Annotated in this window: 13 protein-coding genes; 5 read left to right on the top strand and 8 right to left on the bottom strand. The window is 48.3% G+C overall.

Annotated elements, in window-relative coordinates; genetic code table 11:
* Positions 1-5: 5 nt before the first annotated feature.
* The 4 genes from MKY48_RS09165 to MKY48_RS09150 all read right to left on the bottom strand — a co-directional run bounded on the left by MKY48_RS09165 (position 6) and on the right by MKY48_RS09150 (position 4802).
* Positions 6-1796 carry a sensor histidine kinase gene (locus MKY48_RS09165; protein ID WP_339292786.1) on the bottom strand — a complete coding sequence of 597 codons (1791 nt, stop codon included), beginning with the start codon at positions 1794-1796 and terminating at the stop codon, positions 6-8.
* 29 nt (positions 1797-1825) lie between these two features.
* Complete coding sequence (locus MKY48_RS09160; protein WP_339292785.1) at positions 1826-3385, bottom strand: extracellular solute-binding protein; 1560 nt, start codon at positions 3383-3385, stop codon at positions 1826-1828.
* 313 nt (positions 3386-3698) lie between these two features.
* On the bottom strand, positions 3699-4130 hold the full coding sequence (locus MKY48_RS09155) for a zinc ribbon domain-containing protein (RefSeq protein WP_339271852.1): 432 nt from the start codon (positions 4128-4130) through the stop codon (positions 3699-3701).
* Positions 4131-4178: 48 nt separating this feature from the next.
* Positions 4179-4802 carry a stalk domain-containing protein gene (locus MKY48_RS09150; RefSeq protein ID WP_339292784.1) on the bottom strand — a complete coding sequence of 208 codons (624 nt, stop codon included), beginning with the start codon at positions 4800-4802 and terminating at the stop codon, positions 4179-4181.
* Between the two features lie 213 nt (positions 4803-5015).
* On the opposite strand from MKY48_RS09150, the gene MKY48_RS09145 reads away from it, so the two are divergent.
* From MKY48_RS09145 to MKY48_RS09125, 5 genes are all read left to right on the top strand, one after another.
* Positions 5016-5207 carry a hypothetical protein gene (locus MKY48_RS09145; RefSeq protein ID WP_339292783.1) on the top strand — a complete coding sequence of 64 codons (192 nt, stop codon included), beginning with the start codon at positions 5016-5018 and terminating at the stop codon, positions 5205-5207.
* A gap of 140 nt (positions 5208-5347) precedes the next feature.
* Positions 5348-5692 carry a hypothetical protein gene (locus MKY48_RS09140; RefSeq protein WP_339271849.1) on the top strand — a complete coding sequence of 115 codons (345 nt, stop codon included), beginning with the start codon at positions 5348-5350 and terminating at the stop codon, positions 5690-5692.
* 234 nt (positions 5693-5926) lie between these two features.
* Complete coding sequence (locus MKY48_RS09135; RefSeq protein ID WP_076320505.1) at positions 5927-6418, top strand: cation:proton antiporter regulatory subunit; 492 nt, start codon at positions 5927-5929, stop codon at positions 6416-6418.
* 3 nt (positions 6419-6421) lie between these two features.
* Complete coding sequence (locus MKY48_RS09130; RefSeq protein ID WP_098742636.1) at positions 6422-7666, top strand: cation:proton antiporter; 1245 nt, start codon at positions 6422-6424, stop codon at positions 7664-7666.
* 17 nt (positions 7667-7683) lie between these two features.
* On the top strand, positions 7684-8553 hold the full coding sequence (locus MKY48_RS09125) for a YitT family protein (RefSeq protein WP_339273440.1): 870 nt from the start codon (positions 7684-7686) through the stop codon (positions 8551-8553).
* Between the two features lie 181 nt (positions 8554-8734).
* Here MKY48_RS09125 and MKY48_RS09120 read toward each other — a convergent pair whose 3' ends face one another.
* From MKY48_RS09120 to MKY48_RS09105, 4 genes are all read right to left on the bottom strand, one after another.
* Positions 8735-8950, bottom strand: coding sequence for a DUF2905 domain-containing protein (locus tag MKY48_RS09120; protein ID WP_071223055.1), 216 nt, complete (start codon positions 8948-8950; stop codon positions 8735-8737).
* 107 nt (positions 8951-9057) lie between these two features.
* Positions 9058-9891 (bottom strand): carbohydrate ABC transporter permease, encoded by an 834-nt coding sequence (locus MKY48_RS09115; RefSeq protein ID WP_339271848.1) that lies wholly within the window; start codon positions 9889-9891, stop codon positions 9058-9060.
* Between the two features lie 2 nt (positions 9892-9893).
* Positions 9894-10787, bottom strand: coding sequence for a sugar ABC transporter permease (locus tag MKY48_RS09110; protein ID WP_076320500.1), 894 nt, complete (start codon positions 10785-10787; stop codon positions 9894-9896).
* A gap of 78 nt (positions 10788-10865) precedes the next feature.
* On the bottom strand, positions 10866-12194 hold the full coding sequence (locus tag MKY48_RS09105; protein ID WP_339273439.1) for an extracellular solute-binding protein: 1329 nt from the start codon (positions 12192-12194) through the stop codon (positions 10866-10868).
* Positions 12195-12321: the final 127 nt, after the last annotated feature.

The following is a 12321-nucleotide window of genomic DNA, read 5'->3' as shown; positions in this document are numbered from 1 at the left end:
AGTACCTACTTCAGGTTAACTTCCTTGCAGCGATCCAGCGGAATGGAAATCGTGACGGTTGTGCCTTCCCCTGAGACACTGTGAACCGTGAGCTGGGCCTCCCTGCCATAATACAGCTTCATTCGGCTCAGCACGTTCCGAAGGCCGAACAGATCTTTCACATGCTCCTCATCCTGGGAAGACGCCGGCACGCTGCGCGAGCCCATCATCTCCAGTTCATGCTGAATATAACGGAGCCGTTCTTCCCTAATCCCCGGCCCGTTATCTTGTACGCTGATGACCACGGTCTGCCCCTTTTCAATCCTGCTGGATATGACCAGGCTCCCTCCTGAGGATTTACCCTCCATGCCATGAATGATGGCATTCTCCACCAATGGCTGAAGAAGCAGCTTGAGGAGCGGGACATGCTTGCTCTCTTCCGAAATGTGATAATCCACGGTGAAATTGTCCATGAAACGAAGCTGCTGAATTCGTAGATAGTAGTGCAAATGGGTGATGCTCTCCTCAATCGTGAACACCTGCCTGCCCTTGTTCAGGCTCAGCCGGAAAAACTTCGACAGATTCATCACCATCTCGCTGATCTCATTCGCATCGTAGTTTTTGGCCGTCCAGTAGATCGAATCAAGTGTATTGTATAGAAAATGCGGGTTGATCTGGGATTGCAGAAATTTCAGCTCCGTCGTCGTTAATCGCAGCTGCTGCTCATAATGATCCTCGATCAGATGCTTCTGTACGACGGCCATCTTATTAAACGACTGAATGAGAAAGCCGAACTCGTCCTTCCGCTTGGTATCGACATGAATATTCAGTTCTCCGCTGCTGAGCCGCTTCATCCCGCGCGACAACTTCAACACAGGTGAGGCAATTCCGCTGTAAACCACCCATGAAATAATGATGGCCAGCAGGATGCTCAGCCCGATGATCGCAACCGTGAACAGGCGCAGCTGATCGGTCTCTTTGTACAGCTCGCTTTTCGGCTGAACCAGCGCGAGGCGCCATGTGGAGTAATCCGAGTCAATTGTTACGGTCATATCCTTATCAGAAATGTTATCCTCATGCACTCTGCCGGTCTCCACCACCACTTCTCCCTTTTCGTTCAACAGGGCGATACGGCTGTTCTCGGAGGGAAGCAGCGTCTTGATGATGTTTAACAGCTTGCTCTTGTTAATAGACACCACCAGCAGATTCGACTGCCGCTCGCTGTTGTACAGGTCCATGGCCCGAATCAAGGAGACGCTGTCCGTATTCGTCATCTGCCCAAACGTGATTCCCTCCGCTACAGGGGCTTCCGACATGACGTAGGAAATCCCCGTTCCGTTCCTCCGGGCAGCTTCGACAAGCCATTCCTGCTGCGTCTCGCCCGTAAGCTCTTTGCCGCCGTAATGGGTAGAGATAATCCTATTGGACGCCTGATGATACACCGAAATTTGGGATACAAACCGGTTCACCGAAACGGAATTCAATAACTGTTCCAATATATCCGAGAAATCCACGATCGATTGAGGGGAGAAGTTGGTACTGTTTTTGTTCAGCAGTTCATTCATTCCAGGGTCGCTTGCAATCAAGGTAGATATCTCCTCCACGTTTTGCAGCGCCAGATCAAAATGATTCATCGCTGACGAAAGCGCCATCTCCGTCCGCTCGACAGCCTGTTCATAGAGAATATCCCGGGACCGTTCCACCGCAAACAGGCTGATGATGACCAATGGCAGCAGGATCAGCAGAAAATAACCGGTCAAGCGGGTTTGAATATTTTGCGAAAACCGATCCCGGACCCAGCGAGTCAACGCCATCATTCGAGTCCCCCCTCTCTTGGCGGCCGACATCATTGTTTGGAGTACCATTCATTCACTTCCTTCGTGATTTCATCTCCTCCTTCTTCCTTCCACCTCTTCACATAGTCATCAAAGGCATCCAGCGGTTCCAGCCCCATAATGATCTTCGTAAACACATCCTCCAGATTTTTAAGCTTATTACTGTACTTCGTCATGGCAGGTGTGGGAACGCCATAGAATGCATTCGGAGTTATATGTGAGTGAATCATCTGCAAGTTGTTGTATAGGTTGAAATCGCCTAGTGAGTCAAGCCGCTCCTTAAACAGCAATTGGTCCGGCACATCAACAAGCGACTGGTAAATGCCACGGTACAAATGCTTGTCGTGAAGCACAAAATCCGTAACGATCGCCCCGTCCTCCCAACGCCAGATTTCGTTCTCGAAGCCGAGCTTCAGCGTCTTATAGTCGCTGGCGATAAAGTCCAGAAACTTAATCACTTCGGCTGCTTTCTCCGATTCGGCGGGAATGACATTGTAGCCGCGGATAATATCCTTGCCTTCCACGCCTTTAAATCCGTCCGGTCCCGTGGGATACGGAAGCGGCATCCATACAGCCTCCGGATCCTTGCTCATGTTAGCCGCGATCGGCCCCCGCGTGTCGTACCATGCTGCAGAGAACAGGCCCACCGTGCCATTTTCTATTTTTTCGAACAGATTATTTTGCAGGTTTAAAGGAAACTCCCGATCGAGCAGATTCTCCTGATACAGTTTGGCGAAAAACGCGAGGGTCTCCTTCGTTTCAGGCAGAATGCTTCCGTTCACCAGCCGACCGTCCCGTTCAAACCAAGTATTCCGCTGCGTCCCGAAGGCGCCGAAGAACGGGGAAGACCTGCCCAACTTCGACATCAGGGTAAGGCCGATCGTATCCTGCACGCCGTTGCCGTCCGGATCATCGAGCGTAAAGGCACGGATGACTTCGTAATATTCCTCCAGTGTTTCGGGCGGCTCCAGGCCAAGCCGATCAAGCCAATCCTTTCGGACATACATCAGCTCTGCCCCAGTCACCTCATTCAAGCTCGGAACCGCATAGATTTTCCCGCCATATCGAACCCGATCCCAAACCTCCGGCGGAATTTTCTCCTTTAGATGGGGACCATACTTGTCGATTAACTCATCCAGCGGCATAAATGCCTGTTGCTTGACATAATTGTCGAACCACACCGGTTCATACGTATGGAGCATATCCGGCAAGTTGCCCGAGGACATAATGACATCCAACTTCTCGTTGTAAACTTCAGGTGGCGGAAGATTAACACCGATCTCAAGCCCCGTGCGCTCTTCAATGTAATTCAGATACGGATTGTCATTCTCGTCCATCCCGGCAGGGAATGTCATCCCGAGACTGGAAATAACGATGCTGATGGATGCGCTCTTCGGTTGACTCTCCGGCGAATTGTCCTCCTCCGCAGGGTCCATACTGTTACACCCGGCAGCAAGAAGCATCAGAAATACACAGACGGGAAGCCATAGAACGTTACCCTTAAGCAGCCTTGACACCCTTCGATCCCCATGTTGAAATAACTCATCATTACAGGCCTTGTTCATCGGCATATGTCCTCACTCCCTCAGCTAGTAAGCTAATATTACTATATTACGATTTTATGGTGAGTAAGCTCACCTTTATAATCATTCTGTAATGTTTAGCAGCTTCCTTCACCTCGGACAAAAAGAAAAAGCCGCCCCCGGTCATTCCCAAACCAGGGTGCGGCTCTAACTTTAGCCAAAACATTCATCCTGACATCAAGGACCACGACGTCCTTTTCACTGCTCGTGTTATTATTCGGCACAACACGCACGCGAGAATAAGATCCCGTTCCAATCGATCGGCCCGCCTAGACTAGTGAGGACAATTGGACCAATCACACTATTTCGGCTCCTCTTGATCACTGCCATCTTCCAGAAGGGGAATTTCTTTACGCTGCTCTTCCGATTCCACCTGAATCACTTCGAACGTATGGCCGCAGTGAGCACAAAACTTAGCGTTCATAGCAGAGCTGTTCCCGCAGGCTCTGCATACCTTCTCATCCGTAAGATTCGCGATATGAAGCAGATTTTGTTCGATTTCAAAATTCAATTGATGAATCTTGTCCACGTAGCTTTGAATACTCTCCTGATCAGGCGGCCACTTCCCAGCTTCGGTTGCAGCAAATACAACCTTGCCGATTTCCAGAAGCTGTTCATCGATGTCGCTTTTTTTACCGTTGTTTTGCAGCTTTAACCGATTGATCTCCACCAGCGTTTTGGCTTTATTTCCGGCGTCAGACACACCGGCCTTGAATTTATCAAAAAAACTCAAGTATGCTCTCCCCTCTCTGTTCACCCGTTTGATGCTGTTATTTTATTCCTATAAGGAGATTCTCAGAATTTTATCATGATCGGTATAGTTCACGCCAGCACCCAGGCCCCTTGCAAACACCTGAATCGGAACGTACGTCACGCCGTCGATCACTTTAGGAGCGACCGCAACGGTTTCCGATTTGCCGTTGTAAAAGACGGTTTTGCTGCCAATCGTGAGTGTTATCTTGTGATTGCCTCTTTGAACACCAATGCTGGCCGCTTCGCGATTCCAGGTAACCTCAGCCCCCATTCCTTCAGCGATTTCCCGCAGTGGCACCAGATTGATGTTGTTATACACCAACGGCTCACTGTCAAACCTCACCACGCTGCCGTTAACGTAAACTTTAAGACCGGACTTGGCATAGGCCGGGGCTGCCGGCTTCGGCGCAGTGGATTTTGTCGTGCTATTCTTCGATGATTTGGCTTTAGGCTTGGATGAGGACGACTTGCTGCTTGAAGAGCTTCCTCCGCCGTTATGATAATGATACTCGCCATAAGACAGACCCCAGCGTTCGCAATTGGTGCGGCAGGTGTGCCCTCCATTGGCATCCGTTCTTCCCGGATGAGCAGAAACGACCGATCCTGACACAAGCAATAAAGCGATGGTGCAGCACAGCATTTTTTTCTTCATAACTCAAATTACCCCCTGGTATAATATTCCTCCAATACATTCTAGCATATTTCTTATATAGCAGATGAATATATAGAGATACATTACATAGAAAGATGATTATTGTCATGCTGATGATCGCTTGCATGGTTTCATTTTCACCCCTGGCGTTTATTCGTTACATATAACGGAACCTTTTGTGCCAAAATATTTCCAGAAAGGAATGAGACCCTAATGAGCAAAAAGAAACCTGAATATGACGGACAGTTCCCCGGCGTAGACCCTATTCCCGAGCCCGATCGTCCGGATCAAGCCGCAACCGACAAGCTCGATGATCTGGTTCTTGGCATTTTGGAAGATCAAGATACATCGAAAGTTGATATCGATCCCGATACGGAAAATTACGATAAACTTCGCAAAAAGTAAGACAAGTCTCGCTTCAATATAATGTAAAAAATATAATCAATCTGTAAAAGTGTTCAAAAATAATTTATCGTTCTCATTTTGAGAACGATTATTTTTATGTTATGATTAATATAGAAGCTTGGGACGAAGGGGGAGTCACCGTGAACCGTTTCTTAAAAACAGCAAAAATTCTTTGGATGCTGGTACTTGTTCTGGTTACGGCATTTGCCCTTTACATTCCCGTCCAGGAGTATTCCAGCAGCGAAACCCACGATGAGCGGTATGTTTATAAGCACGACCTTCATCTGAAAGTAGCTGTTCTGAAACACTCTCAGATTCTCTCCAAACTTAAGGCAGCCGGCAATACCTTGCCACTGTTCTTATTGATGTCGGCCGTTCTCATGTTGCAGGCTCCCAAAACACGTCTGCCCTATCGGCCGATCATTCCGCTTCGGCTCCGGCTTTTATTATTATTCCCCATTAAATACACATCGAAGTTCGTTTAGGTTCCTCCCCTTTTCGCATTCAAACTGACTGCGGTTTCTTAAATTCGCCAATTTTTCATCTCTCAGGCAACCATACAATCAACCTGTGCTAATTGACGTATGCACGTAGGTTTATTAAAGACTGTACAATTTCATCCTGAATGGATTGTTTTATTTGGCTGCGTATATTTTTGAGATCCGTATGACCGGTCTGCAAAAAAAACTAAAAGTGTATTTTTAGGAGGAGTTTAACCTATGCATGTTCGTGAAACAGATTTGCCCGGAATCGGCAAGAAATTCGTAATTGATACCCGCGGTGGCGATAAACTGGTCATTATCATTCATGACGACGGCCGCCGTGAAATGTACCATTATGAACATGACGATCCGGACGAAAGCATCTCCATGATTTCCTTAGACGATGATGAGGCTCGCCAAATTGCTGCCATCGTTGGCGGTCTCACTTATAAACCTAAAGCGCTGGAAACAATCGACATGGCGCTGGACGAATTGATTATCGAGTGGTATCGCATCGAGTCCCACTATTACGGGGCAGGTAAATCGATTGGTGATTTGGACGTGCGCCAAGCCTCAGGTGCAACCATCATTGCGACAGTTGATAAAAACAGTAAACAAATCAATCCCGGCCCTGACGTTATCATCACACCGGACTCGACACTCGTTGTCGTTGGTGAACGTCAACAACAGCGGCTATTTAAACAAATCTTGATGAACGGACGTGGTTGATGAATGGATCATTTGGTTTTAGAAGTTGGACTGGCGATTTTCCTGATCGCCCTGGCGGGGTTGCTATCAGCTAAACTCCGGTTTTCCGTCGTCCCTTTCTACATTCTGATTGGGATGGCGGTAGGGCCTCATGCTTTTCATTTTGGATCATTCGATTTTCGTTTTATAGAAAGTGCTCCGTTCATCGACTTTATGGGTCGCATCGGCGTACTGTTCCTTCTGTTCTATCTTGGCCTCGAATTCTCGGTCGGCCGGTTAATTAAATCAGGGAAGTCCATCGTAGTTGGTGGCAGCATCTATATTGCCATTAACTTTACACTTGGACTGATGATCGGGATCTTTTCCGGATTCCCGGTCGCGGAAACACTCATTGTTGCGGGAATTACCACTATCTCCTCAAGCGCTATCGTAGCCAAGGTGCTGGTTGACTTGAAAAGAACGGCGAATCCCGAAACTGAAATGATTCTCGGTATTATCATGTTCGAGGATGTGTTCCTGGCTGTATATATCTCTATTCTCTCCGGCCTCGTATTAAGCGGATCATCATCGCTGGGCGGAGTACTGATATCTGCGGTAATCGCCCTTGGATTTATGCTGCTTGTCCTTATTATTGGCCGTAAAGCCGTACCGCTCCTGAATAAGGTATTAAATATACGGTCGAACGAATTGTTTGCCTTGGTTGTTTTTGGCGCATTGTTCCTGCTCGCAGGATTCGCCGAAACGATTCATGTTGCCGAGGCGATCGGCGCTCTGCTCGTCGGGCTTGTCCTGGCTGAGACGGAGCATCGTGAACGCATTGAGCATTTGATATTACCATTCCGTGATTTCTTTGGAGCCATATTCTTCTTTAGCTTCGGTTTAACGATTGTACCTTCCGAGCTTGGCGGAGCTGTGTGGTTATCGCTAATCGCCGTTATCATCACACTCCTTGGTAACTTTATTGCAGGTATGCTTGCAGGACGCAGTGCAGGATTGTCCTCCAAAGCATCCTCCAATATCGGTCTGACCATCGTATCCCGCGGGGAATTCTCCATTATTCTCGCTAATATGGGTAAAGCGGGCGGACTTGCAACCTTCATCCAACCGTTCGCAGCCTTGTATGTGCTGATACTAGCTATTCTCGGACCGCTGCTCACCAAGGAGTCCAAGCATGTGTATAACTTCTTGAACAAAATCATTAAATTTAAAGACTATAAGGAGAAGAAACCGGTTAAACCGAAGCTAAAGGATGAAAGTGCAAGCGGATAAAGGAGGGTACATTGCCTATGGTTCAAGCCCATGTTCGGGTAACGAACGGTCCGCAAGAGACCGTAAGCAAGGCAAGTATACGAAGAAGAATGAGCATGGCTGCCATCGGAGGCCTGATAGCGGCGTTCGGTTTGGATTTATTTCTTGTTCCCGGCGGCATCATCGCGGGCGGCGTAACGGGAATTTCCGCGCTCGCCTCGCATCTGACGGGACTTCATACAGGCATGTTTCTGTTTGCATTAAATCTGCCCCTGCTCCTGCTGGTCTACCGTGGGGCCAACCGGGAAAAAGCCGTCATTGCCACCGTCGGGCTGCTTACTTTTTCCGTATGCTCGATCCTGTTCTTTCCGGTTCCCGCTCTCATCGACAGCAAGATCGGGAGCGCAGGCATCGGCGGCATTTTCCTTGGGCTGGGCATCGGTCTCGGCCTTCGTTACGGCGTCGTCCTGGACTCACTCCAAATGCCCAAGATTCCGCAGCAGATATCACATCTGCTAACCCGCTTGAAGCTGCCATACATCCATATCATGGTCAATACATGCGTACTGACATTGGCAGGACTGCTTCTCGGCTGGGAACGAGCGATGTACTCTGCGATCGCATGTCTCATGGCACTAGAGACCGGACGTATTACAACTTCGAGCCTTCCGCTTAAACGAGAGGTCCGGATTCGCAGCGTGAGCGAAGTGGAAATCCAGCATACCATGAAAGCCATCATGGGGTATGATTCCCAAACTGCTGACCCTAAAGATGACTCTATGTATGAAGGTGAAACCATCGGTTCGACGCAGCTGATCTATCGGGTTCACATTCTGGAGATGCCCAGATTCAAATCCATCGTGAGAAGCCTGGATCCGAATGCCGAGATTACCATCATTCAGAAGTAAGTTTCTCTCTTCCATATAAACAGGCCGGCTAAGGGTTTGCCCTAGCCGGCCTGTTTTTTTATCAGAAAGTATAAACTCCGAAGCTCTTAGGCCTTCCTGATATCGCAAGAAAAACATCCTCAAACCGCGGTCTGTCTTCCGAGAAAGTACGTCGATAGACGTTTTTCTTATGATATCTCTGCTATTTACGAAACTGCTGGATCAGAAACAGAATTAATGAGCCCACCACGCTGATGACGAGGCAGGTTACGATCGGAAAATAAATTTTGACATGGGGTTTATCCACCACGATGTCACCCGGCAGCCGGCCGACAAATCGTCCAATGACAGGCCAGAGCAGCCCGATCACGATCAGAGCGCCGCCAATCCACAATAGAGCCCGAGTTACAGGATGCACGATACGGTCACCTCATTCATCAAATCAAACATGAAACACGCAGGTTTCCTTGTATCATAAAGGATTTGAGATGCCTCATGCAAGGTCAGGCCCTTCCTATCGAGTGATCATCCTTTCACCGCCCCCGCCGTCATCCCATCGATAAAATACTTCTGGAAGGCCATGAACAAAATAAAGATCGGAATGATCGAGAAGAAGGAGCCGACAATCAATAAGTCATAATTGTTCCCGTAAGGGGTCAAGAGCGTCTTCAATCCGATCGGAAGGGTATACTTGCCATCATCGCTGAGTACCATAAACGGCCACAGAAAGTTGTTCCAGCTGTTCATGCCGTTCAGGATCGCCATGGCAGCGAAGGATGGCTTCATCACAGGTAAGATCAGCCGTACATAGATACCGTATTCCGTCGCGCCGTCCACCCGCCCTGCCGCAATCATTTCTTTTGGAACCCCTCTTAAATACTGCCTGAAGAAAAAGATCGTAGCCGCGCTTGCGATCCCCGGCAGCACAATCGCCGAGTACGAATTCATAAGGCCAAGGTTGTACGTCAGGGAGTATAACGGAAGAAGAAGAATTTCAAAAGGAACCATCATAATCAGAAGCACGCAGATGAACAGGAAATTTTTGCCGATGAAATCATAGGCTGCAAACCCATAGGCAACCGTTGCGCTGACCAGCAGGGTTAACGTAACCTGCACCACCGTAAGGAGCAAGGAGTTAAAAAACCACATAAAATAAGAATGATCGCCTGTAAACAGGTAGTTGAAATTGTCCAGGCTCATCACCGACAGGTCAAATTTCAAATTCAGTCCATACCGGATCAAATCCTCGCCCGGTTTAAAGGAAGCGATGGTGACGGCATAAAAAGGGACCAGGATCAGAAAGCACAGTATGGAGAACAAAATGAAGAGGATTATTTTGATCAGCGTTTCTCTTCTCATCCTCAATCCTCCTTCTTGAACATGCCGGAGAGCGTCAGCTGCGTCAGATTAATGATCATAGTGATCGCCAGCAGCACAATCCCTACAGCGGCCGCATAACCCAGATTGTTCTTCTCAATGCCTTGACGGTACAGATAACCGACTATCGTGAGGCCAATATTTTTCGGGGAGTTGTTGCCGTTCCAGAGCATCATGCTTTCAATAAACATGGCAAGCCCCGCATAAATGCTGATCGTTAACACATAAATCGTGGTTGGCTTTAACAATGGCATCGTGATTTTGGTAAACTTCTGAAAGGCCGAGGCCCCGTCGATGGATGCCGCCTCATAATATTCACCCGGGATATTTTTGAGCCCGGATAAAAAATAGAGCATATTAACGCCCGTCCACCGCCATGTGGCAAGTGCCACCAGAGCAATAAAACCGGTAACCTGTCCCTTCAGAAACTTCACCGGGTCGATCCCGAACCACCCCAGTATACTGTTAATGAGCGACCCTTCCATCTCGCCGAACATCAGCCGAAAAATGGTGCCTGCGACAACAACCGACGTCAGTGCCGGGAAGAAAAAGGACGATTTAAAAAATTCTCTTCCCCACATGAACTTATTGTTAATCAATACCGCGAACAGCATCGGAAACGGAATCAGGATAAGGAGCGTCAGGATCATGTAAATCGCGCTGTTCGTGACCGCCTTCAGAAAGACGCCGTCCCCCATCAGCTTTCCGTAATTAGCCAAACCGATCCAATCTGCTTCCTGCCCCAGCTGCGTCTTCTGAAAGCTCATGCCAAATGAGCTGCCCAGCGGCAGCACCCAGAATATAAGGAACACCAGAATAAACGGCAGAACAAACACATAAGGAGCAACCTTTTGCGAGTACAGAAATTTTTTAATCATGATTCTACTCCTTTAATGAGAGCCGCCCATTAACGATTCCATGAGCAGCTCTATGTTTTGGTACCCTATGAGCGAGTATCATTTCAATTCCTGTTCGATTTGTTTCTGGGCGTCGTTCAAAGCTTCAGTAATGTCTTTGCCATCCTCGAAAATCTCATTAAAGGTTGTTGTACACAGGACGTTGTTGATGGTAGGCGATGCGGAGGTCGATTTGATTAACCGGATTTCATCTCGGATCTCATTCAAGACATCAAACGGGTTATTAACAAAATATTTGACGAACTGATTCTCGGCATTGTGCGTAACATCTTTCATATCCCAAACGTCCATATTGACCGGATCGAATCCAAGCGTGTTCCAAATCTCTTTATTGGCATCCAGGGACAGCTTGGCAAATGCCAGAAAGTCTTTCGCCAGCTGTACGTCTTTTGCGGTCTTGGTAACAACCGTGCCGGTACCGCCGCCGCCAACCGATCTTGGCATTCCTTCTTCAATGACCGGTATCGGCGCGATGGCTATTTTCCCGGACAAGTCTGACATGTAGTTGGTGTATCTGGACATTTGCCACAGCGGCATGAAAGCCGTAGCATAATTTCCTGCATTAAACTCTCCATATGCTTCTTCGGTATCCGGCTGGCCGCCGGCAATGGTTGCTATGACATTGTTATCCTGCAGGTCCTTGAGGAGCGTCATGGCTTTCACCATCGCTTCCGAGTTCACGATCGGATTGCCGGAATCGTCTGTCAGATCCGCGCCTTGCTGCGCCAATAGCATGGAAGCTTGCCAGGCTGCGCTTGTATCGGCTGTTCCCATGTACTTGCCTGTTTTTTCATACACCTGGATACCTGCCTGCTTAAAATCCTCCCAAGTTACGATATCCTGATAGTTAACCCCAGCCTCCTCCAAAATCTCGGTATTATAGAAGGCAACGGACGCGCCAACATGGGTCGGGATGCCGTAATTCGTATCTTCCTTGCTGTATAGGTCAATTCGGGATTTAACGATGGTGTCCCGGTATGGATCAATGACATCATTGAGCGGTTCCAGCTGCGGCGTGCCGGACAGAAAATCCGGAAACTTCCCAAGCTCGATATCCGCAATGTCGGGTGCCCCAGTCCCCGATTGAACCGCAATGGATAATTTGTTATGCATGTCGTCATACGGCATGACCGTCACGTTCAGTTTAATCTGGCGTTCGGGATTCTCGGCATTCCACTTGCCCAGCATTTTCTCAAAATGCTGTCCGTGCAGCTCAACAAACGTCCAATAAGACAGCTCTGTGGCGCTTTCCCCTGCCCCTCCATCCAGAACCGAGGTTTCGCCGCCGGCATTGTTCGATTTACCGCATCCCCACAAGAACAATGTCATACATAATACCGTGAATACAATCATCCATTTTTTCATCATCATACTGGACCTCCCTTAATTTTCGTTCATACAAACCTACACTTCAAAAATCGGTACTTCTGCTACCATCCAGAAATAAAGCGCTTTCATAATGTGTGTAATTTGATATGACTGTTTGGGAGATGGG

The sequence above is a fragment of the Paenibacillus sp. FSL W8-0187 genome, assembly GCF_037969755.1.
Classification (GTDB): domain Bacteria; phylum Bacillota; class Bacilli; order Paenibacillales; family Paenibacillaceae; genus Paenibacillus_AQ.
Note: the sequence above shows the minus strand (reverse complement) of the source record. Positions and strands in the feature narration are given on the sequence as shown.

Bases quoted from the DNA above. Each gene is read 5' to 3' on its own strand.
- MKY48_RS09135 (WP_076320505.1), top strand. From the start codon at position 5,927: ATGCATGTTCGTGAAACAGATTTGCCCGGAATCGGCAAGAAATTCGTA.
- MKY48_RS09165 (WP_339292786.1), bottom strand. From the start codon at position 1,796: ATGATGGCGTTGACTCGCTGGGTCCGGGATCGGTTTTCGCAAAATATT.
- MKY48_RS09150 (WP_339292784.1), bottom strand. From the start codon at position 4,802: ATGAAGAAAAAAATGCTGTGCTGCACCATCGCTTTATTGCTTGTGTCA.
- MKY48_RS09110 (WP_076320500.1), bottom strand. From the start codon at position 10,787: ATGATTAAAAAATTTCTGTACTCGCAAAAGGTTGCTCCTTATGTGTTT.
- MKY48_RS09115 (WP_339271848.1), bottom strand. From the start codon at position 9,891: ATGAGAAGAGAAACGCTGATCAAAATAATCCTCTTCATTTTGTTCTCC.
- MKY48_RS09105 (WP_339273439.1), bottom strand. From the start codon at position 12,194: ATGATGAAAAAATGGATGATTGTATTCACGGTATTATGTATGACATTG.
- MKY48_RS09145 (WP_339292783.1), top strand. From the start codon at position 5,016: ATGAGCAAAAAGAAACCTGAATATGACGGACAGTTCCCCGGCGTAGAC.
- MKY48_RS09160 (WP_339292785.1), bottom strand. From the start codon at position 3,385: ATGCCGATGAACAAGGCCTGTAATGATGAGTTATTTCAACATGGGGAT.
- MKY48_RS09125 (WP_339273440.1), top strand. From the start codon at position 7,684: ATGGTTCAAGCCCATGTTCGGGTAACGAACGGTCCGCAAGAGACCGTA.
- MKY48_RS09130 (WP_098742636.1), top strand. From the start codon at position 6,422: ATGGATCATTTGGTTTTAGAAGTTGGACTGGCGATTTTCCTGATCGCC.